Here is a 20,977-nt window from a genome sequence, read left to right as displayed (position 1 = left end):
GTTCCACCTCATCCAGGCTGATGTCATCGCGCCGCCGCGTTTTCCAGGGTGCCGCCATTCTTCGGGTCGGCGGTGATCCCGGTGGCCCGAAAGGTGTGGTTGCCGATCGCGGTTTTGATCCCGGCAGCCAGCACACGTCGGCGCACCATAGCATGCGCATTGGCCTGCGGCCCAGCAGCCAGGTACCGCGCTGAATGGTCCGCAACAGCGGCCTTTTCAAATCGGTCTCGAGGCGAGCTCGACCAGCTACGCATGCAGGTAGGCCTCCAGTGTGTGGTGGCAAGGCATCTCATGCCGCTGGCCACCTTTTTCGGACAAGCGTACCTACAGTCGCCAGTTCTGCGTATAGACATCCTCAACCATCATCGCCAACGCGGCGCCGACTCTTATAGATTGAGCCGCTCAGTGACCGCTATGGGCGTCGTGGCTGGTCTGTGCATCGGCTGACTCGACTGTGACTTGTACTTCAACCTTGCCGGCCTTCTCGAACTCCAGAGTCAGCAGGAACGGCTCACCGGCTTTCAGCGGCTTGTCCAGACCGGACAGCATCACATGGTTTGCGCCGGGCTGGAAGGTCACCTCGCCATGGGCGGGGATATCCACGGCAGTAGTTTGCTGCATATCCATCAGGCCATTCTGGGGTGCCTAGGAGTGCAGCTCACATTTCTGCGCACGAGGGCTACTGACCCCCATCAGGCGGTCGGCCTGGCTACCCTGGTTGTGCACGGTGAAATACGCAGCGCCTCCCGGAAGGTCGACCGGTAGCTCCCGCGACCAAGGGTGTTCGATCAGCAAATCGCCGACCTTGTACTCATGGGCAAAGCTCGGCACGGCGCAAGTGAGCAGAGCGGCAAGACCCAGAATCCGAATAACCATAGCGAGTTCCTTGTCGTCAGAGACTGTACATGGGGGTGTTGCACACGAATTAGGTAGCCGGTATCTCAAATGCAAATTGTCATGCTCAGAAGGCGATCGCACAGAATGCCAGGAGTGAGAACGCCCTGTAGGAAAAATAGGCCGGTCCACTATTTGATGCCGTGTAAACCCTCAGAAAATGTGGCTGAGCAGCAAGCCACCACCGGCGTCCGGGCTGGCGTCGGAGAAGCCCTTTATCGCATACAACTGGACCTTCCAGGCCTCGTTGAGCCTCTGGGAAACGAACAGCGTGAGTTCCTGGATCTCGTCCCCTGTCGAGATGACCTTCTGCCGCCAGTCGTAAGCCGCACCCACGGTGGTGGCGACAGCGACTTTCGTGGTGAAACCAAGGCTGGCGTAGACCGGGTCGTCGAAGTCGGATCCGGAGGGGTCGCCGAATTTCTTCCAGCCCAGGGTGGCGAAGCCGGTCACCGGACCGAAGGCCTTGGCCACATCGATCTGCGCCGAATAGTCGGTTTCGCCGGTGCCCAGACATTTGTCCTCGTCGGCGGTGGGGAGCTTGACCTTGCCGACGAGATCCAGCAGCACGCCGCCCTGGCTGCCGTCGAGCATGGCATAGCCAGCACTGGCCACGGTATCGCCAAGGCCGCTTTCGGTGCTTTCGCAGCCGCCCTGCAACGGCTCGCCATCAGGGCCGACCGATGGGTTGGTGATGCGCAGCCAAGGGACGGTAAGCTTGTATGTCATGGGGCCGGTTTCGTACTTGCCGACGACCGGGACGTACCAGATTTCGGATGTGGTACCAGTGCCATAGTCCCCCTGTGAATAGTCCATGCCGATTGAGGTGCTGAACTCGTCGGCCAAGGCCGGCAAGGTCAGGCTAGCAAGCAGGGTGGCGAGCAACGTGCGCTTGGTTTTCAAGTTCACTTGTAAGTCTCCAGTCATTGAAGTTCACACCACATTTTGTTGTTCCCGCGATTCGGTGGCACTGATAAGTACGCATACATGACGGGCGCCAGCTTTCCTTTGGCTCGCGGGGAGCGAGGAAACCTGGCAGTTTTCTCTCCCAGCGTAGCCGCTTATGACGGTTGTGCATGACGGCCGCACTGCTTAGTCCCGTTTCTCGGGTCGCTCCGGTCGTTCGACCTTCTCAGGCCGTTCCACTTTTTCCGGTCGTTCGACCTTCTCAGCCCGCTCGACTTTCTCTGGTTTCTCGACCTTCTCCGGTTTCTCGATTTTCTCGATTCGTTCGATCCGCTCCACCCGTTCACCATTCTCGAACACTTCGATACGCTCGCGTGTTTCCACGCGATCACCCGAGTCACGGATCTCGCGGCGCTCACGCCGCTCGAGATCGCCGCTGGAGCTTTCGCCGCGCAGCTCGATTCTTTCCCGGCTGTCATCGTTCTCGCGACGGCTTTCGCGGCTCAAGCCGTCGTTGGTTTCCGTGCGGCTACGCGTACTCTTGTCATCGTCCGCTTCATCTCTACCTTGGTCAGCATCCTCGGCGGCGAACCCAGCTTGTCCATGGCGCCCCTTGCTCGGTGTCTCGGAGAGTTCACGAGGGAACTCGACCCGCGTCGCTCGCACCGCCCGCGCACCGCTGAACACTCCGCTCACCCGCACGCGCCGATCCCGCGCCAGATCGGCTGGCTGGCCGCCGGCAAAGGCGGTGTCGCGCTCAAGCTCCACACTGAACCCGCTGATGACCAGATGCCCGTTCCGCTGTCCGTGCACCAACCCTTCGATTACCGCCTGGCGTACCCTGCCAGCGAAGGGAATGCTGGGGTCGGGGCGGCTTTGGGCGACGGTCAGGCGGTGTCCGGTCCAGTGGCCGCGCACTAGCACCTCGGTCGTCGACGGCGGTCGCGTGCTCAATGCAAGCCCCTGGATCGTGCCGGCACGGTCGACCGGGCCGATGGCGCTGACGTCTTTGAGGCCGGGCGCTCGGTCGATGCGAGTGGCCACCACCTCGCCCTGGGCATTGCGTAGGCCGCTGACCCGCACCGGCTCGCCCGGACGTAGACCTTCGGCCACCCGTGCACCGCTGGCCAGGCGCACCGGCTGGCCCATGACCCGCAGAGGCGTCGAGGCGCCCGGCAGGGCGGTAAGCGGTCCTTCGTAGGCGTGCAGGATCGAGATGCGCCGAGCCTCGAGGCCGCGGCGCGAGGTGTCGGCTTCCACAGCGACGACCTGGCCCACCGCCAGCTGCACGCTGCTGGATAGGAGGCCATTCTCGCTGACCGGCACCTTGTCGCCGAAGTGCACTTCCACGCCGTTAATACAGATCGAGGCGAAACCGGTGATGGTGCCGACGATGCCGGTGCCGCCGAGTCCGCCGTTGTCAAGGTGGCCAGCACCGGCCATCTCGCCGGTGCCACCGATGCCACCGGGGCGCTGACTGAGAGGTGCGCCTGTGCCACCGATGCCACCGTTGCGCTGAGGGGCGCCGGTACCGCCCATGCCGCCTTCGTGCCGCGGCGCACCGGTGCCGCCGATACCGCCCGGGTCGACACAGGCTGGCGCTGCCAGCACTGAGGCGGGAGCCGCGAGGCTCAGCCCGAGACTGAAGACAATGGCACGAACGAGGCCTGTGGCAATGGTCATGGCTGGTTGGTCGCCGGCGGTATGGGAGCGGTGGGCTCAGTGTAGAAGTAAAGACCGACGGTGATACGTTGCCGTGGCTCGCTGCTGGAGACGTCGTGGCTTTCGAGTTCGGCGGCGATCCGATTGAAACCGAGCAGAACCTGCATGCCTTCGTTGGCGACCGCCTCGCGCAGCTCGTCGACGCTGGCTGGGGCCAGCATGTCGTAATGGACACTGCGCTCGAAAAAAGCCGACCCCTCCACTGTCAGGTTATGCACCGCTGCGCTGGCGTGATCATGCAGGTTATGGCTGAAGTATGCGGTTTTCTCCTCAAACCCCTTCTGCGGTACGAAAGCTTGGGTTTCGAGATGAACGCAGTCCTGTTCGTCGACTCGGACAATGCCCAGGCGCAGCCATTCGTCCAGCACCACCCGCGCGCGGATGTCCTTACTGACGTTTGCCACCAGGGCGTCGAAGGAACAGTCGCCTCCGACGCTGGCCAAGCGCGGCAGGGGCCGCGGCCGGCCGGAGCGCTTACAGAAAGGCATGCTGTTCGTCCAGAGGTTGACCAGTTGTGCACCCAAAGTGACGCTCTCGGGGAGCGCAGAGGCAATTATGTCGGTTGTTGCCCGCAAACGTCGCACATCCTTACGGTGTACGCCGGTGAGCAGGCTGATGCGGCTGTCGCTCGGCGGCTTGTCATCGAGGCGGAACTCGCGATCCGCCACGTCGACAAAAACATCCTTGAGCAGATCAGCGAACACTGTATAGGTGACGCCCTTACGGAGCATCAGCCGTACCAAGGGGCGCATGACGTGCCGCAGGGCGTTCAGTAGCGAGGCGGCTAGCGTGGGCGATTGCATTCAGTACATTCCTTGAGAGATGAAGGCAGTATAGGCATGAGGGAAGAAATCCCACGAATGTCCCAATCGTGCCATCATCCACCTCGCCCATTTTCAGCTGCGACCGCTACGCTCGACTTTTTCCGGGCGCTCAACCTTCTCAGCGCGTTCGACTTTTTCCGGGCGCTCAACCCTCTCAGCGCGTTCGACCTTTTCCGGGCGCTGAACTTTCTCAGCGCGCTCGGCTTTTTCAGTACGTTCAGCTTTTTCCGGACGTTCGTGGCGCTCAGTACGATCACGTACATCCATGCGCTCCCGGCTGCGCACTATCTCACCTGTGTCGTTGCGACGGATTTCCGTGCGAATACGCACCAGGGTGCCATCGATATTCTTCAGGCTGGTGGTCTTTTCGCGGATGACGGTGCCAGCTGCGTTGGTTCGGATTTGGGCGGTTGAGCCATCGGGGCTGGTCGTTCTGGTGACGGTGTGTTTGTGGGTTTCGCCCGGCTGACTGTCGTCGACGCTGCCGTCACCGCGCAACTTCACACCATTGACGAGGTCGTCGTTGACCGGTCCGGCGCCCGGCTGACTGTCGTCGACACTGCCGTCACCGCGCAGCTTCACACCATTGACGAGGTCGTCGTTGACCGGTCTGGCGCCCGGCTGACTGTCGTCGACGCTGCCGTCACCGCGCAGCTTCACGCCGTTGACGAGGTCGCCTCTAGCTGGCGCGACACCTGATCGGACATCGTCGATGCTGCCATCGCCGCGCAGTTTAATGCCTTGGCTATTGACGTCGTCGGCGCCCGCGGCGAAGGCGCTTGTACCACCCAGGGCCAGGAAGAGGACAGTGCTGGCGCAGAGCGAGGTAGCAAACCATGTACGTTTCATTTCTTCGTCTCCCGAATTGTACGTGGGAAAATATCCCGCAAGCGGAAGACTAGCCCGTACTGAACAAGTTTCAAACCGTGCACGAGCATGCCGACCGGCGGTCGAGCCTGGGGCAGACGACCGCTGCTCTGTATCTGGACGTTGAAATATGTGCTCAGTTTGTGGAAACGAGCCACCATGCGTGGTGCGCTGCCCACTGAAAGCATGGTTGCCGTCCAACAAACCCTGGTTTATTGGACGGGCAAATCGAGGATCGCTCATTCGCAGAAAGCGTGAGCCTGCTTGGATGAAATGCAAGCCGGCGTTGCTGAATGCAAGCTCGCTCGCAATTAATCTGAGCCCGACCCCTTCGTCAGTCGCAGATAATCTGAGCTCAAATTCGCGTTGATTGCGAGCCCGACCGTTTTCGATTGCAAGCCGTTACAGCTATGCTTCGTTCTATGTAGAGGTCGTGGCCAGTGAAAGCGACCAAGGGAGGCCGGTTGAGGACTGGGATAACGTCGAGCTGCGGCACGTCCCAGTCCTGCAGGCTGGCGAACATCCCATATCTACGGGCGATCTGCCTCCGCCAGACCAAACGGAGCTGTTGCCACTCACAAGGGACGAGGTGCCTTGTGTAAGAGAGCCTGAAGCCCAAGGCAAGGAGATGGATCAATGACCCTAAACGAACTGCGGCAGCGCCTCCGCGACCTCGGCGCGCTGGTCAACGAGATGGAGATCCTCCTGGACGATGACACAGGCGAGGCGCCGCTCGCTTTCTTCGAGGCGTGCGAGGAGATGCAGGACCAAGTGACGAAGCTCATGCACGCCACCTTCATCGCCGCCCAGAGCAAGCGCGAGTAAAGTGGCACAGTCCAACAAGGCGAGGTGACACATGGCCTGGCACACCATCCAGGAGGCGCAAAAACTGACGGAAAAAGCCGTAGAACGCTCTACCGTGATATGGCCGCAGGCCGCCTATCATGGGCACCAGAGGGCGATAGCGCCAGACGGCTTGAAACATCAGAGCTGATACGTGTCTATGGCGCGCTTCTGCCCATGGCACAGCCAGAAGCCGAAAAAACGGCACATGGCGACACAGCCAATTGCACACAGGAAATGGCCATAATCCTGGCCGAACTGAAGGCTCTACGGGTGGAAATGGCCGAGCTTCGCCAAGCGATGCGCCTGATCGAGGGGGCATGACGAGATAAGGCAATAATAGGAAAGTCTTCCTGTAACTTTCTGATTTTGCAAGGTTATTTATTTTATCAGAACGGGAGGGGATGTCCTGAACGAGCCCCTATAGATCAACCGCTTACGGCGCAATTGTCCTAATTTTTCCCTTATCTCGGCATGATCCCTAAAGCACTCGGCCTGGTTCCGGTGCTGGTCTGGCTGCCGCCTGAGACAGGTCAAGCAGATCAAGGAAATGGCGAAGAACTACGAAACCCATCTTCAAGGATAGAAAAAAACCAATGACCCTAACTAAGCAGGAAATCCGCGAAGAACTGGAGCGCTTGGCTCAGCAGTTCCAGGGGGAAACCACACGTTATGCCGAGCAGCCGATGCCTTCCCGCGCGCCGTGGCGGAAACGACCCTCCAGGAGCGAACTGGCTTTTGCTGAGGAACTGACAAGAATCGAGAAAGAGCGCGCCGCTCTTGAGACTCCGCCGCTGGCCGTCGAGTCTTCGACCTGATTCCGCCCGGCGCGAGCCTCCTGACCTAACATCAAGAGGCCGCCTAGGGCCCCTGGGATCAGCCCCCGAATCCGTTCCACTTCATCCAGGTTGATCTCGTCGCGGCGCCGGTCTTAGAGCTGGGTGGTGCGGGTCGAGGCATGGTTGGCCATGGCCGCAGCGTTTTCCAAGGTGCCGCCGTTCTTCACGTAGGCGGTGATCCCGGTGGTCCGAAAGCTGTGATTGCCGATCAGCGTCTGGATCCCCGCTGCCAGCGCCCGCCGGCGGACCATTGCATGTGCATTGGCCTGTGGGAGGGCGGTATGGCTCAGCAGCCCGGTACCGCGCCGAATGGTGCGAAACAATGGGCCTTTTAGATCGTCCTCGATCCCGGTTTCCACCAGATAGGCATGCAGGTAGGCCTCCAACGTGTGATGGCAGGGCAGGGCATCGCATGGCGTTTGCCGCCCTTCCCACGCAGGCGCACCCACAGCCGCCGATTCTGCGTGTAGACGTCTTCGACGCGCATCGCCAAGGCCGCGCCGATCCGGGCAAAGTAAAACACCATCAGCGCGATCAGCGCCCGATCGCGCAGGCCGCTGGGCGTGCTGATGTCGAGGCTGTCGAGCAGTTGCCGCGCCTCGCTCGGCTCCAACACCGGGGTTTTACCCTGGCGGGCGCTATGGCTCGGTGAGCGATAGTTCAAGGCGCTGTGCGGATGCTGCTCGTTGTAATGTTCGAAGGCAATTGCCAGGTTGCGTAGCGCCGTTTCTCGATCCGGCTTAGGCATATGCGCCACGTAATCACGCTTGATCGTCTTCACGAAACTCTCTGCCATGCCACAGGTGTGGTCACCGGCTGCAAACCGATCTGCCGAGTAAACAGGCGCGTCTGTTCGGCGGTGTATGCCGAGCCGTTATCGCTTAGCCATTGCACCGGCGTGGTGGGCAGTTGATCACCGAAGCGCTTCTCCACGCTTTCCAGCATCAAGTCGCGGATATCATCACCGCTGTACCCGGCCGGGCTGGCGACCCAGCCGATGCCCAAACAGAGCAAGGGGCGACACGACTTTCCTTCAACTTTAACCGGACACTACTGACGCAGAGCGTGGGAACGAGAACGAAGTTTGTTACCCCTGGCTCTTTGGCTTCGCCGCACCGAACACCGCCACAACCCACGCTTGCTCAGTGGCGCCCTTTTGAATCACGCTCGCTTTCTCACTCATGGATGTAGCGGCCTGGAGCGGGCTCCAGTTCGCCATGGCGTTTGCGCCCAGCCATTTCCGGTGCCGATCGTTCTGCTCCAGCGCGCTCAGTAACCCAGTCAGCCCAATGTTTCCACCAAGTGCCAGATTGCTCACTGGCCTGCGCCAACCAGTTGTCTGCGTCCAGGGTCGGAGCCGGGCCGGTAAAGTGGCGCGCCTTGGGGTTGCTCGGTGGATTGACCAGGCTGGCAATATGCCCCGCGTTGCTGAGCACGAAGCTGCGTTCTCCACCAAATAGCTGAGCCGAGCGATAACAGCCTTGCCAGGGTGTCAAATGGTCCCCCTCTGCCGCCATGAAATAGCTATCGCAGTGGATAGCGCCTGCCTGAAAGGGTGAGCCGAGCACCGCCAATGGCCCGTCGACCAGGGCGTTATCGCTGAAAATATCGAGGAACTGACTGTGCAACGCCGCTGGCAGGCGAGTGCCATCGGCATTCCAGGCCATAACATCAATAGAGGGTGGCGATTCACCCATCAGGTAATTGTTGTGCCAGTAATTCCACACCAGGTCGTTAGGACGCAACCAGGCAAAAGCCGCGGCCATATCGCTCGAACTCATCACGCCGGACTTGGCGGAGCGCTGACGAGCCAACTTCAGCAAGGGGGCCGGCGAAAACGCGCCGAGAGACATTGGATACTCAAAGTCCAATAACATCACACCAAAGGACGCTGCATTCACCGGGCACTTACCCTGAGCCACACTGTGGTTCAGGGCAGCGCTGAGAACGAGGCCACCGGCACAGAAGCCATGGGCATTCACTTCGGCGCCATCGGCAATCTCCCGCACCACCTCCAGCGCTTCAAGCACGGCTGCGGCATAGGTGTCGAGACTCCATGCGGCCTGTTCAGGGTTTGGGTTGCGCCAACTGATAGTGAAGAAGTGCAAGCCGCGGCTGACCGCGTATTCGATAAAGCTACGTCCCGGCGCCATGTCGAGGAAGTAGTACTTGCCGATCATCGGCGGCACCAGCAGGACCGGACGCTCACGCACCGTCGTGGTGACCGGGCGATACTCGATAAGCTCGAACACCTCACAGCGATACACCACCGAGCCGGGGGTGACCGCCAGATTCTCGCCGATTTTAAAGTGGCTGGAGTCCACCTGAGTTGGCATGCCGCGATTATGCAGCACGTCGTGGAGCCAGTTTTTGCTCCCTCGTAGCAGGCTGGTTCCGCCCGAATCGAAAGCTTTTTGCAAGGCCGCCGGATTACCCAGCAAGGTATTGGTCGGTGCGGCGACACTGGTCCATAGATCGAGGGCAAAGCGCAGTTGCTCCTTGGTACGCCAATCAGGTGTTTCGAGTCGATCGGCCAGGCCATTGACACTGCGTGACCAAGCCAGATAGGCCTGACCCAGACGGCGGTAACCAGGATGTTCGCGCCAGGCCGGGTGGTTGAAACGCCTATCGGACTTCTCAGGCTCAATCTGTGAAGTGCCAAGGCCGATTGAAGCCAGTTGGGTCGTCAGTTCAGCACTGGCCGAGACGACCTGGGCGCTGTTTTTTGCCAGACGCGCCAAGCGTGCGAAAAGCGATTCCTTCTTGGTTGCCTTAGCCTGAGTTCTTTTACGCGGCGGGCCGACAATGACCTGATTGCTCGTTCTTTTTTTGCTCATTGCATGGGTTCCTGTTTTGGACGAGCTGGGTTTTGAAGAGCTTAGGGTAACCGTGTCGTTGGCGCATGGTCCGCTTTGATGAGGGTTTGCTCTCGTTCCCACGCTCCGCGTCACTATGTAGTGGTCAACTAATCCCGGACACGACGTTAAGTTTTTCTTCGGCCTGAGCTGGCGCCAGCCCACCGTTGAATTGATGGGGGCGAATCCAGTTGTACCGATGCATCAAGAAATGGCTGATATCGCGCTGGGCTTCTTGAGCAGTTCGGTAGCCCATGGTCGGTATCCATTCAGTTTTCACGCTGCGGAACACACGCTCCATCGGCGCATTGTCCCAGCAATTACCCCGGCGGCTCATGCTCTGGCGCATGCGATAACGCCACAGCCGCTGGCGAAATAAACGACTCCCATACTGCGACCCTTGATCCGAGTGAAACAGCAGGCCCTGAGGTCTTCCTCGTTGCTCATAGGCCATATCCAGTGCCTTGATAACCAGCTCGGCGTCCGGCTTTTCCGACAATGCCCAACCCACTATCCGGCGTGCGCAAAGATCCAGGACAACAGCCAGATAATGCCATTTCCCTTGGGCCCAAATGTAGGTGATGTCGCCGCACCACACTTGGTTGGGGGCCGAGACATCGAACTCCCGATTCAAGATGTTCGGGATATCCAACCGTTCGACCGTCGCTCGTTTATAGGCATGAGAACCTGGCTGTTTGCTCACGAGGTCAAGCTCACGCATCAAGCTGCGTACCTTAAATCGCCCCAGTTGCTCGCCGTCTTCACGCATGATCGACAAGATGCTGCGGCTGCCCGCAGCACTACGACTTTCTGTGAACAGTTCATTGACCCGACTGCGCAGCCGAAGCCGCTCAATATCAGGAGTCCGGCGCCTGAGACGCTGGGCGTAGTAACACGAGCGGGTGACTTCAAACACTTTGCACAGCCAATCAATCGGCTCGTGGACGCTAAGCTGATTGATCAGCGCGTACGCTCGTGATCTTCCGACATCAAGAGCGCGGTAGCCTTTTTTAGTATCGATTTTTCCCGTTCAAGGCGGGCGATCCGGGCTTCCAGTTCCTGGATTTTCTGCTGCTCCGGGGTCAGCGCTTTGCTTAGCGGGGTGACACCTTGGCGCTCCTTCTGAACCTGCTCAACCCAGCGGCGTAGTGCCGACTCGCCGACGCCGAGTGAACGACTGGCTTCGATGTAGCTGTAGTTTTGCTTGAGCACGAGGTCGGCAGCCTCGCGTTTGAATTCAGCGGAAAAGGAACGGCGTTGTTTGGTCATTTGACACCTCGATCTGGCGAGCATTCTCGCCTAAATGGGTGTCCGGTTTCATTAGACCACTACACAGGGCCTGAAGAGGAAAGAGGATGCTTAGCTTTATAGACAATTATGCTCGGCAGCATAAATTATAAACGCGAGCATAATTGGTATCCGTCCGGCCAAGTCATCTACCCAGCCCTGCAAAGCCAAGACATGGTGTGCACTTAAATTTAAGTGGGCACCAGTTCGAGCCTTTCAAGCGGGTATTTCATGCAACCACAACGCCGTTCCTACTCCAAATCCTTCAAAGTCCAAGTCATTCAAGAGTGCGCCCAGCCCGGCGCCTCGATTGCCAGCGTCGCGCTGAGCCATAGACTCAACGCGAACCTCGTCCACAAGTGGATTCGAGGGCAAAAGCAAAAAAACACGGAGCTGCAACCTGCTTTTATTCCGTTCCCCATGCAGCTAGCCGGAGCAAATTCGCAAACTGCATCATCGAATATCTGCGTTGAAATCCAGCACCCGCGTGGCACTGTCAAAGTGAACTGGCCGACCGAAAGCGCGGCTGCCTGCGCCACCTTTCTGCGAGATCTGTTGCGATGATCCGCATCGACTCCATCTGGCTGGCGACGGAGCCCATGGACATGCGCGCCGGCACCGAAACCGCGCTGGCGCGGGTGGTCGCCGTGTTCGGTGCGGCGCAGCCGCACTGTGCTTATCTGTTTGCCAATCGTCGCGCCACGCGCATCAAGGTGTTGGTACACGATGGCCTAGGTATCTGGCTGGCGGCCCGCCGCCTGCACCAGGGCAAATTTTTCTGGCCGGGTTCTCGACACGGCGCTCACGTGGAATTGGGCGCTGAGCAGTTGCACGCTCTGGTGCTGGGTTTGCCCTGGCAACGAGTCGGGCCGGGCGACGCTATTTCCATCGTGTGACGCCTGCCATGGCCAGCCTGGCCGCGCAATTGTCCGATGAGTCTATCGCCGGTATTGGCCTGCTCTGGCAAAATCGGCGGCATGACTTCGCTTTCCAATCTCGACCAACTAAACCCTGACCAACTGCGCGCGCTGGCCGCGCAGTTGATGCAGCGCGTCGAGACGATGGACAAGCAAATCCATCGTCACCAAACGGTTATCGAGAAACTGACCCACGAGATCGCGCAGCTCAAACGCTTCAAATTTGCCAAGCGCAGCGAGCAATTAAGCCCGGATCAAGCCAGCCTGCTCGATGACCTGATCGACACTGACATCGCAGCCATCGAAGCCGAGCTTGCAGCTCTGCAACCGGCTCCCGTGCCGACCGAGGCTCGTCAAAAGCCCAAGCGTACGGCTTTGCCGCCGCAGTTTCCGCGCACCCTGATCCATCACGAACCGGACAACACGCAGTGCACCTGCGGCTGCGCCCTCAAGCGCATCGGCGAGGATGTCAGCGAGAAACTCGACTACACGCCGGGCGTGTTCACCGTCGAACGCCATATCCGTGGCAAGTGGGTCTGCGATCAGTGCGAAACCCTGATCCAGGCCCCGGTTCCGGCGCAGGTGATCGACAAGGGCATCCCGACAGCAGGCCTGCTGGCCCAGGTGATGATCGCCAAGTACGGTGATCATTTGCCGCTGTATCGTCAAGAAAAGATCTTTGCCCGGGCTGGCCTGGCCATCCCGCGCTCAACCCTGGCGCAGTGGGTCGGCACCTGCGGTGTGCAGTTGCAACCGCTGGTTGATGCGTTGCGCGAGGTGGTGCTTGGACACAACGTGGTGCACGCTGACGAAACGCCGGTACAGATGCTCACGCCGGGCGCGAAGAAAACTCACCGCGCCTATGTCTGGGCCTACGCTACCAGCTCGTTTGCCGACGTAAAGGCGGTTGTTTACGACTTCAGCCCCAGCCGCTCGGGTGAACATGCCCGCGCTTTCCTGCAAGACTGGAAGGGCCAACTGGTTTGCGACGATTTTGGTGGCTACAAGGCCAGCTTTGCACTCGGCGTCACCGAGATCGGCTGTATGGCTCATGCCCGGCGCAAGTTCTTCGAGCTGCACGTCACGAACAAAAGCCAGCTTGCCGAACAGGCCTTGCGCTACATCCAGGTGCTATACGAAATAGAGCATGAAGTCCGCGACCTCGCACCTGACGCTCGACGACGGATACGCCAGGAAAAAGCCGCGCCAGCGATGGATGCGTTGCATGCCTGGATGACCGCCCAGCGCCAGCTTGTGCACGATGGGGTGGCTATCGCCAAGGCTCTGGATTACAGCCTCAAGCGCTGGGCGGCGTTGTCACGCTATCTCGATGACGGCGCGGTACCCATAGATAACAACCACGCCGAGCAGCAGATAAGGCCGTGGGCGCTGGGTCGCAAGAACTGGCTCTTTGCCGGGTCGTTGCGCAGCGGCAAACGTGCGGCGGCACTGATGAGCCTGATCCAGTCGGCCAAGCTCAACGGGCATGATCCGTACGAATACTTGAAGAACGTACTGGCGCGGCTGCCGACGCAGCGGGCGAGCCAGATCGCCGAGCTGTTGCCACATAATTGGATGCCGTTACGCAACCTGTAATGCCCATTCGCTTACCATAATTGTCCATAAAGCGGCCATCAATCTCGGCAGGCGGCAGGCTTCTTTTGGAGAAAATGGGTGTTTACGGAACGCGTTGCCAGGATTCCGAGCGCCCGACCTTGAGAGGGAAAGTCGAGCGCTCGGCTTCTAGCAGAGATGCTACTTGGCGGGGTAGTCGGCAATGACTTGGTCGGTACCGGCCTTGGCCAATCCGATCACTTGATAGGCGTGCTGAGTGCCGCCTACCTCCATTCCAGGCGAGCCCGCCGGCATTCCAGGAACTGCAATGCCGACCAGATCATTTCGCTTGGAAAGCTCGATGATTTGGGCAGCAGGCACGTGGCCCTCTACGAACTTGCCGTCGATCACTGCGGTATGGCATGAAGCCAGCCTCGGAGCGACGCCCAGGCGCTGCTTCACCGAGGCCATATCGCGCTCAACATGATCGATAACCTGGAAGCCGTTCGCTTCGAGGTGCGAGATCCATTTCTTACAGCACCCGCAGTTGGCATCACGGTGCACATCGATGGTCAGGGCATCCGCTGCTTGAGCGGTCGACGCTACGAACAAGGCGACCAGCACCGCCAGGCGCGCCCCTTTGCTTTTAACTTTCATGTACGTGCTCTTTGCCATCGGCATGGGTGTGAGTTTTGGGCGCAGCTACCGGGGCCTTTTCCTCATGGGCATGCTCGGTGTCATGATGACCGGCACCGCTTTTCGCCTTTGAGCTATCTGCAGCATGGTGATCTGCACCGTTTGCAGGTTCAGCGGTATTCGAGGAGTGATGATCCGCACTGCCTGCAGCATCGCCGTGATGGTCGGCATTGGCATTTACTGCTGAACTGTCCGAAGCATGGTGATCGGCACTGGCGCTTTCATGCTGCCCCTCATGGTTGTGCATCTGGGTTTCGCCGCCCCCATGCTCGTGACCGCCGCTCGATGCAACCAGGGCTCGATACTGTTCAGCATTAAGTTTTGGCAGTTCGTTTAAGAATGCCACCATGCCCCAGATGTACTGATCGCCCATGCTCTTGCCCCAGGCCGGCATGCCAGTAGCCTTGATGCCGTGTTTAATCACCCAGAAAGCTGTAGCAGGACTGCCATCGACACCGATCTTGGCCAGATTAGGTGGGGCTGGATAGAGGCTCTGGCTCAGCTCGGTTTCGTCAATACCTGGTCCCAGGTGGCAGCCGATGCACATGGAGTTGTAGTTACCTGCCCCGGCACGAATGAGGGCCTCGTCGTCGAGATTGGGAACCTGAATGTCCTGGGAGCGCACCTCAATAGAACGATCACGGGCCATCGACAGGAATGCATACACGGCTGGGAAGTGGGGATCATCGGCACCAACATTGACCAGGCCAAAATAGGCACCGGCAACTACCGCAGCGCTTCCGACGACGCCCGCCGCCACTAAGGTCTTAATTGTTCTTTTCATGTCAGCCCCTTAGAACCACATGCGAATACCAGCGACAAAACGCGCCTCATCGATATCGCCACCCTCATCGCGCACCAGATCGGCGGTGTTGCCGTAGGAGCGACTCCAGGTGACGCCTATGTAGGGCGCGAACTGGCGGACGATCTCGTAACGCAGACGCAGGCCAAGCTCGGTATTAGCGAGTCCTGAACCGACTCCACGCTCAGGGTCGTTCTTGCCGTAGAAATTCACCTCAGCAGTCGGCTGGAGAATTAGGCGATTGGTCAGCAGAATGTCGTAATCGCCTTCGAGACGTGCTGCCGTCTGGCCGTTCTCGCCGACAAAGGCAGTAGCCTCGGCCTCGAAGGCATACAGTGCTAAGCCTTGTATGCCGAAGGCGGCCCACGTCTGCGGTGACTCCGGCTTGAAGTCCTGGCGGACGCCCGCGACGACATCCCACCAAGGACCGATCGAGTGCCCGTATAAGGCCTGCACTTCGGCATCTTCGGTTACGCCATTGGTGCGTTCGCCCTCGGAGCGGAGCCAGAGACGATTGATGTCTCCGCCGATCCAACCGATCGCATCCCAAGCTAGCGTGCTGCCTTCATCGGCATCCTGGTACTCGAGCTGGTCAAGCAGAAAAAAGTTGTTGATGGCGCTGTCGTGCACCTTATGGCCCGGCAAGGGCGGAAACGCTGCTTCACGATCAGCATCCGTCAGAACCGGGATTGGGTTGCGGCTGGTGGTCCTTGGAGTCTCCACGCCACCATGATTCATCTGACTGTGATCCATGGTGCTGTGATCCATGGAACCCATTTGACCTTGCATAGCGCCGTGATTCATCTTGCTATGGTCCGTCTCGGCCGGCTTGTCCTGGCCCTTTTGGCCATGGTCCATAGCGCCGTGGTCCATTTTGCTGTGATCTACCGGCTGCATCGTGCCATGTCCCATCGCGGAATGATCCATTTGCGCGGTACTGGACGGCTTTTGCTTGGCTGCTGGGGACTTATGCATCGAATGATCCATAGTTTCGGCTGCATTGGCCAAGCCGCCAGTCATTGCGCACAACGACACTGTCAGCGCGATGAAAGTGGGACGTGAAAACCTAGTGGTCATGGTTCGAACCCGCTTCAGCTTTGTTGGCGTCGTGCTCATGCTTCATCTTGTCGTGATCCATGTCGTCATGGTCCATCGAGCCGTGATCCATTTGGCCGTGGTTCATCTGCTGGCTACCTGAGGATTGCCCATGCGGCTGAACTGCCGGCTTATCTCCAGAGTCGTGGGATGCGGCTGAAGAGTGCTCGTGCTCACCCTGACCTTCACCGGCGAACACAGCAGGTATTTGCATTGCAGCCAGCAAACCAAGCGCGAGGGCACTGCCAATCAGGGTTTTTCGTTTCAGAAATGTACTCATCAGAAATCTCCTTTACTCGTCCACACGAACTTCACGGAACATACCCATTTCCATGTGGAGCAGCAGGTGGCAGTGGTAGGCCCAGCGCCCGAGGGCATCGGCGGTGACTCGATAACTGCGCTTCGAGCCTGGCGGCATATCGATCGTGTGCTTGCGAACCATGAACTTGCCGTTCTCATCCTCAAGGTCGCTCCACATGCCGTGGAGGTGGATGGGGTGGGTCATCATGGTGTCGTTGACTAAGGTGATTCGAACTCGCTCGCCGTACTTCAGGCGCAGCGGTTCCGCATCCGAGAACTTGATGCCGTCGAACGACCAGGAGAACTTCTCCATGTGCCCAGTGAGGTGTAACTCGATAGTTCGGCTGGGCTCACGGCCATCCGGGTCGAGGAAGGTGCTTCTAAGGTCGGAATAGGTCAGGACGCGGCGACCGTTGTTACGCAGGCCAATACCCGGATCGTCCAGCTTGTGGGTCGGGCTCATGGTCTGCATGTCGACCAGCGGGCTGTTGGTTTCAGAGGCCGGATGCGACTGCATGCCCCCGCCCATTCCGGCCATCCCGGAGTGGTCCATACCGGCCATCTTGCTGTGATCCATGCCGGCCATGTCGCCCTGCATATCGCCATGATCCATGCCAGACATCTTGCTATGGTCCATGCCCACCATGTCACCTTGCTTACCACCAGAGCCCATACCGGCCATCTTGCTGTGGTCCATGTCGGCCTTGCCGCCTTGCATGCTGCCGTGATCCATGCCGCCCATGCTTCCATGATCCATACCCATGTCGCCCATGGCGATTAGGGGACGAGGATCGATTTCAGGGACCGGAGCACTCATACCTTCACGGATGGCCAGGGTGCCGCGGGCATAGCCGGTGCGGTCCATGGATTGGGCAAAAATCGTGTAGGCCTCCTGGTTAGCGAGCTCGACTATGACGTCGTAGGTCTCGGCCACGGCGATACGGAATTCGTCGACGCTGACCGGATTGACGTACTGACCGTCGGCGGCTACCACTGTCATTTTCAGACCCGGAATTCGGACATCGAAATAGCTCATGGCCGAGCCGTTAATGAAGCGCAAACGGAGTTTTTCGCCCGGTTTGAAGATGCCGGTCCAGTTCCCGTTAGGTGCCTGGCCGTTCATGAGGTAGGTGTAGGTGTAGCCGCTGACATCGGCGAGGTCGGTGGGGCTCATCTTCATCTCGGCCCACATCTTGCGATCGGCAACAGCCGCAGTCCAGCCTTGCTCACTCACGTCGTTGATGAAGTCGCCCACGGTGCGCTTGTGAAAGTTGTAGTAGTCCGACTGCTTCTTGAGCTTGGCCAGGACCCGAGCGGGATCTTCATCAGTCCAGTCAGACAACATCACCACGTAGTCACGGTCATAGCTGAACGGCTCAGGCTTCTTGGCATCAATGACTAGAGCACCGTAAACGCCGCTCTGCTCCTGCAATCCAGAGTGGCTGTGATACCAATAGGTTCCGTTTTGTTTGACCTTGAATTTGTACTCGTACATGCCATCGGGCGCGATGCCGTGGAAGCTCAGGCCGGGTACGCCATCCATGTTGGCCGGCAAAAGGATACCGTGCCAGTGGATTGAGGTGTCTTCGTTCAGACGGTTCTTCACACGCAGCGTGATGGTATCGCCTTCCCGCCAGCGCAGAATGGGTCCGGGAATAGAACCGTTGATGGTCATCGCGGTTCGGGCCGCACCTGTGATATTCACCGGCGTCTCACCAATAAATAGATCGAACTCGGAGCCGGTCAGCACGTTGGGCTGACCAGGGCTGGTCACTGCCCAAACGGGTGTACGCCACAAGCCTAGGCCTCCGAGGATGCCGGTGGCGGCCAGGCCTTTAACGAAGGTTCGCCTTGAGGTTTTGCATTGCATGCGATTATGTCCAATCAGTCAGAGGAACCCGGGCTGTACAACCATGATATCGGGTGATGAGCAGCTTCATCCTGGGAGGTTTTCCCTATCAGCCTTACCCGCTGCCGCTATTTTCAAATAGATTCGACAGCGAGCTTAAGAAGCTGTCATATTCCAACCGCCCGGGTGATTACATTTCTGTAAGGTTGACCACTTGTTAGCAGTTAGCGTGATCAGCCGACTTGACCTTGCTATCTGCAACCGGCGACTCTGCTTTCTGCTGCTGAGCTACTTGATAAGCTTCCATCGATGCTTTGCTGACCTGCTCCATACGCGCAAAAGTGCGGTCAGCGCCACCTTCGGCCATTGCTAAAGAAGAAGCGGCAAGAGCGGCGACTACGAACAGGGCTTTGATCGGTTTCATCTGGATATTCCTCGATTCAGTTCAATAATCCCGGCAACCAGATTGATCGCTATCAGGAGTAGAGCTTCAGGCTCGAAGCAACATTAACCAAACCGACCTGTCATAAACCTGAGTTGAACATTACAGTTCTGTCAGGTTGCTATTTCTTTCTTGTCGAGCCGCCATACTGCTCTGTAGTGTTTCCTCATGCCGTCATGAAGCCTGTGCGGATTCGTTGTAGGCATGCCTGGCAGCGATGCCTAAGTTTCTTCGGGTCAGGGACTAAATAGTTTTGACCTCCACCTTACGCTCAATATGCGATAGTCAATACGTCGACCAAACATACCGCCTCCACCGGTGCCGCGTTGGCGCTTGTTGCCGCCAGTCTGTTTGCAACCCTGCCGGCCCAGGCTGCACAGGATGCGCAAACTGCTGAAGTGAAGTGCTTTGGCGTGAATGGCTGTAAAGGCCAGAACGATTGCATGACCGCGAAGAACGCCTGCAAGGGTCAAGGGGAATGCAAGGGCCAAGGTTTCAAGAAGATGACCCAAGCCAAGTGCGAGGAAGCCGGCGGCAAGACCAGCGAATAAGACAATCTGAGGGAGTGCAAGTCACTCCCTCGACCTGGAGCCCCGAATGAGCAGGAGCAATGCACTGGGTTTTGGTCTGGGCCTGCGCAGTGAGTATTACCAGCAGATCCTGGAGCAGCGCCCCGCGGTCGACTGGTTCGAGATCATCTCCGAGAACTACATGGTCGGAGGGGGAAAAGCCCTCTACTTTCTCGATGCAATCAAAGAACAGTATCCGCTGGTCATGCACGGGGTTTCCCTGTCGATCGGCGGCCCCCACGCGGTCGACACCGACTACCTGCGGCAATTGAAAAACCTGGCCGACCGGGTGCAGCCTCGTTGGATTTCCGATCATCTGTGTTGGAGCAGAGGCAGCGCTCATCACCTGCATGATCTGCTACCGCTGCCGTTTACTCAGGAAAGCCTGCTGCATGTCGCAGCGCGGGTTCGGCTGGTTCAGGATGTTTTGCAGCGCCCCCTGGTTCTGGAAAACGTCTCAGCCTACGTGCAGTGGAAGACGTCCAGCATGAACGAGTCCCAATTCCTGGCCGAGCTGAGCAATCTGACCGGCTGCGAGCTGCTGCTCGATGTGAATAACGTATACGTCAGTTCGCGAAACCAGGGATTCGACCCTTGGCAGTTCATCATGGAGCTGCCGCATGACCGGATTCGCCAAATCCACCTGGCCGGCCACAGCGATTATGGTCACTATCTCATCGATACCCACGACCAACCGATCGCCGACCCAGTGTGGGCTTTGTATGGCAAGGCGCTGAGCTACTTGGGGCCAACCGCTACCCTGATCGAACGGGACGATCATTTCCCGCCCCTCGACGAACTGCTAACCGAATTGGCTCAGGCACGTGCTATCGCCGCCGGAGCGCTAACGGGGGTCACACCATGCGCCTGAATGCCCTGCAGGAGGCGCTGGAAGCTTATCTGACCACAGGCGAAAGCGCGGCCACTCCCGAGCTTCTGGAGCAAATCCAAGGCAGCACTGCGCTGCCCGCCTCAGATGGCCTAATGATCTACCACAACGCCTACCGCGCCAGGCTACTTTCGGTCATGAGGGAAGACTTTCCGGCGTTGCATCACTGGATGGGTGGCGAATCATTCGAACAGTTGGCCCTTGCTTACATCACTGCGTGGCCACCCAGGCATTTCAGTTTGCGCTGGTTGGGCGAAACGCTGCCGGAGTTCATCAGCCACTATGTCCCCGAGCCACAGCTTTCTCCGATGCGTGAGCTCGCTGGCCTGGAGTGGGCTTTCACCCTGGCCTTCGATGCTCCGGATGCGCAGCCACTGTCCCTAGAAGCGATGAGCCGCTTTTCAGCAAAGGATTGGACTAGTCTGAGGATTTGCCTTAACCCTTCGGTGGAATGGTTGCCGCTACAACGCAACACCATTGAGATATGGAAAGCTGCGAAGGCCGAGACCGAAATCCCTGAAACCTATTGGTTATCATCTCCACTGGATTGCCTGGTTTGGCGCCACCAGTTGGTGTGTCGATACCGCACCTTGGAGCGACCCGAGGCCAACGCCCTAGAGTTTATGAGGGACGGGGGTTCATTCGCCGAGTTGTGCGAAACGCTTTTGGACGAACATCGTGAACAAGCTCCTCTGCGAGCAGCCACCTGGCTGAAACAATGGGTCAGCGAAGGCCTGTTGCTGCGTACAGACGAGATGGAGTGGTTCGAGAAGGATGGGGCGAAGTGAGTTCGGCTTCGAGGAGCGAATCGTGCGGGCTGGACGTTT

At 58.8% G+C, this 20,977-nt stretch carries 23 protein-coding genes and 3 pseudogenes; 9 read left to right on the top strand and 17 right to left on the bottom strand.

The window, feature by feature from the left end:
- Positions 1–23: 23 nt before the first annotated feature.
- The 6 genes and pseudogenes from NVV94_RS14600 to NVV94_RS14575 all read right to left on the bottom strand — a co-directional run bounded on the left by NVV94_RS14600 (position 24) and on the right by NVV94_RS14575 (position 5,195).
- Positions 24–149 (bottom strand): hypothetical protein, encoded by a 126-nt coding sequence (locus NVV94_RS14600; protein WP_258443113.1) that lies wholly within the window; start codon positions 147–149, stop codon positions 24–26.
- Positions 150–402: 253 nt separating this feature from the next.
- A pseudogene (locus NVV94_RS14595) lies at positions 403–876 on the bottom strand (copper chaperone PCu(A)C).
- Between the two features lie 171 nt (positions 877–1,047).
- Positions 1,048–1,821 carry a hypothetical protein gene (locus NVV94_RS14590; RefSeq protein WP_408733404.1) on the bottom strand — a complete coding sequence of 258 codons (774 nt, stop codon included), beginning with the start codon at positions 1,819–1,821 and terminating at the stop codon, positions 1,048–1,050.
- A 165-nt stretch (positions 1,822–1,986) separates the two neighbouring features.
- Positions 1,987–3,483 carry a DUF5666 domain-containing protein gene (locus NVV94_RS14585; RefSeq protein WP_258443112.1) on the bottom strand — a complete coding sequence of 499 codons (1,497 nt, stop codon included), beginning with the start codon at positions 3,481–3,483 and terminating at the stop codon, positions 1,987–1,989.
- Positions 3,480–4,325, bottom strand: coding sequence for a DUF6502 family protein (locus tag NVV94_RS14580; RefSeq protein WP_258443111.1), 846 nt, complete (start codon positions 4,323–4,325; stop codon positions 3,480–3,482). The genes NVV94_RS14585 and NVV94_RS14580 overlap by 4 nt, the downstream gene beginning before the upstream one ends.
- A gap of 93 nt (positions 4,326–4,418) precedes the next feature.
- A complete protein-coding gene (locus NVV94_RS14575; RefSeq protein ID WP_258443110.1) occupies positions 4,419–5,195 on the bottom strand; it encodes a hypothetical protein in 777 nt (258 codons plus the stop codon).
- Positions 5,196–5,849: 654 nt separating this feature from the next.
- Between NVV94_RS14575 and NVV94_RS14570 the strand changes: the two genes are divergently transcribed.
- The 3 genes from NVV94_RS14570 to NVV94_RS14560 all read left to right on the top strand — a co-directional run bounded on the left by NVV94_RS14570 (position 5,850) and on the right by NVV94_RS14560 (position 6,874).
- Positions 5,850–6,038 carry a hypothetical protein gene (locus NVV94_RS14570; protein ID WP_258443109.1) on the top strand — a complete coding sequence of 63 codons (189 nt, stop codon included), beginning with the start codon at positions 5,850–5,852 and terminating at the stop codon, positions 6,036–6,038.
- Between the two features lie 195 nt (positions 6,039–6,233).
- Positions 6,234–6,380, top strand: coding sequence for a hypothetical protein (locus NVV94_RS14565; protein WP_258443108.1), 147 nt, complete (start codon positions 6,234–6,236; stop codon positions 6,378–6,380).
- A gap of 272 nt (positions 6,381–6,652) precedes the next feature.
- On the top strand, positions 6,653–6,874 hold the full coding sequence (locus NVV94_RS14560) for a hypothetical protein (RefSeq protein ID WP_258443107.1): 222 nt from the start codon (positions 6,653–6,655) through the stop codon (positions 6,872–6,874).
- A 113-nt stretch (positions 6,875–6,987) separates the two neighbouring features.
- Here the strand turns inward: NVV94_RS14560 and NVV94_RS14555 are convergent, their stop codons facing one another.
- The 5 genes and pseudogenes from NVV94_RS14555 to NVV94_RS14535 form a co-directional block, all read right to left on the bottom strand.
- Complete coding sequence (locus NVV94_RS14555; protein WP_258443106.1) at positions 6,988–7,218, bottom strand: hypothetical protein; 231 nt, start codon at positions 7,216–7,218, stop codon at positions 6,988–6,990.
- A gap of 8 nt (positions 7,219–7,226) precedes the next feature.
- A pseudogene (locus NVV94_RS14550) lies at positions 7,227–7,451 on the bottom strand (hypothetical protein); the annotation flags it as partial.
- Between the two features lie 75 nt (positions 7,452–7,526).
- A pseudogene (locus NVV94_RS14545) lies at positions 7,527–7,894 on the bottom strand (integrase core domain-containing protein); the annotation flags it as partial.
- 176 nt (positions 7,895–8,070) lie between these two features.
- Complete coding sequence (locus tag NVV94_RS14540) at positions 8,071–9,915, bottom strand: alpha/beta hydrolase (RefSeq protein ID WP_258443105.1); 1,845 nt, start codon at positions 9,913–9,915, stop codon at positions 8,071–8,073.
- Positions 9,857–11,019 (bottom strand): IS3 family transposase gene (locus NVV94_RS14535; protein WP_258443104.1). Its coding sequence is split into 2 segments (ribosomal slippage): positions 9,857–10,764 and positions 10,764–11,019, totalling 1,164 coding nucleotides; the frame shifts between segments, so codons are not numbered across the junction. The genes NVV94_RS14540 and NVV94_RS14535 overlap by 59 nt, the downstream gene beginning before the upstream one ends.
- A 249-nt stretch (positions 11,020–11,268) precedes the next feature.
- On the opposite strand from NVV94_RS14535, the gene tnpA reads away from it, so the two are divergent.
- From tnpA to tnpC, 3 genes are all read left to right on the top strand, one after another.
- Positions 11,269–11,601 carry an IS66-like element accessory protein TnpA gene (gene tnpA, locus NVV94_RS14530; protein WP_258443077.1) on the top strand — a complete coding sequence of 111 codons (333 nt, stop codon included), beginning with the start codon at positions 11,269–11,271 and terminating at the stop codon, positions 11,599–11,601.
- Positions 11,598–11,933: an IS66 family insertion sequence element accessory protein TnpB gene (tnpB, locus tag NVV94_RS14525; RefSeq protein WP_258443103.1), complete on the top strand. Its 336-nt coding sequence runs from the start codon at positions 11,598–11,600 to the stop codon at positions 11,931–11,933. Before tnpA ends, tnpB begins: the two co-directional genes overlap by 4 nt.
- Positions 11,934–12,014: 81 nt before the next feature.
- Positions 12,015–13,550: an IS66 family transposase gene (gene tnpC / locus NVV94_RS14520; protein WP_258443102.1), complete on the top strand. Its 1,536-nt coding sequence runs from the start codon at positions 12,015–12,017 to the stop codon at positions 13,548–13,550.
- Between the two features lie 159 nt (positions 13,551–13,709).
- Here the strand turns inward: tnpC and NVV94_RS14515 are convergent, their stop codons facing one another.
- From NVV94_RS14515 to NVV94_RS14490, 6 genes are all read right to left on the bottom strand, one after another.
- Positions 13,710–14,165, bottom strand: coding sequence for a DUF411 domain-containing protein (locus NVV94_RS14515; protein WP_258443101.1), 456 nt, complete (start codon positions 14,163–14,165; stop codon positions 13,710–13,712).
- Positions 14,155–14,988 (bottom strand): cytochrome c, encoded by an 834-nt coding sequence (locus NVV94_RS14510; protein WP_258443100.1) that lies wholly within the window; start codon positions 14,986–14,988, stop codon positions 14,155–14,157. The genes NVV94_RS14515 and NVV94_RS14510 overlap by 11 nt, the downstream gene beginning before the upstream one ends.
- A 9-nt stretch (positions 14,989–14,997) precedes the next feature.
- Positions 14,998–16,083: a copper resistance protein B gene (locus NVV94_RS14505; RefSeq protein WP_258447707.1), complete on the bottom strand. Its 1,086-nt coding sequence runs from the start codon at positions 16,081–16,083 to the stop codon at positions 14,998–15,000.
- Positions 16,073–16,381 (bottom strand): hypothetical protein, encoded by a 309-nt coding sequence (locus NVV94_RS14500; protein WP_258443099.1) that lies wholly within the window; start codon positions 16,379–16,381, stop codon positions 16,073–16,075. Before NVV94_RS14500 ends, NVV94_RS14505 begins: the two co-directional genes overlap by 11 nt.
- 12 nt (positions 16,382–16,393) lie before the next feature.
- Entirely contained in the window at positions 16,394–18,271 is a 1,878-nt protein-coding gene (locus NVV94_RS14495) for a copper resistance system multicopper oxidase (RefSeq protein WP_258443098.1), read from the bottom strand.
- A 196-nt stretch (positions 18,272–18,467) separates the two neighbouring features.
- The gene (locus NVV94_RS14490) at positions 18,468–18,674 is read right to left on the bottom strand and encodes a co-regulatory protein PtrA N-terminal domain-containing protein (RefSeq protein ID WP_258443097.1); all 207 of its coding nucleotides are present in this window, start codon (positions 18,672–18,674) and stop codon (positions 18,468–18,470) included.
- Positions 18,675–18,973: 299 nt separating this feature from the next.
- On the opposite strand from NVV94_RS14490, the gene NVV94_RS14485 reads away from it, so the two are divergent.
- Genes NVV94_RS14485 through NVV94_RS14475 form a run of 3 tightly spaced genes read left to right on the top strand, consistent with a single transcriptional unit; the run spans position 18,974 to position 20,938 of the window.
- Entirely contained in the window at positions 18,974–19,243 is a 270-nt protein-coding gene (locus tag NVV94_RS14485; RefSeq protein ID WP_258447706.1) for a hypothetical protein, read from the top strand.
- A 46-nt stretch (positions 19,244–19,289) separates the two neighbouring features.
- Entirely contained in the window at positions 19,290–20,132 is an 843-nt protein-coding gene (locus NVV94_RS14480; protein WP_258443096.1) for a DUF692 domain-containing protein, read from the top strand.
- Positions 20,123–20,938 (top strand): DNA-binding domain-containing protein, encoded by an 816-nt coding sequence (locus tag NVV94_RS14475; RefSeq protein WP_258443095.1) that lies wholly within the window; start codon positions 20,123–20,125, stop codon positions 20,936–20,938. Before NVV94_RS14480 ends, NVV94_RS14475 begins: the two co-directional genes overlap by 10 nt.
- Positions 20,939–20,977: the final 39 nt, after the last annotated feature.

This window comes from Pseudomonas sp. LS1212 (assembly GCF_024741815.1).
Taxonomy (GTDB): domain Bacteria; phylum Pseudomonadota; class Gammaproteobacteria; order Pseudomonadales; family Pseudomonadaceae; genus Aquipseudomonas.
This window is presented reverse-complemented; position numbering and strand designations above follow the sequence as displayed.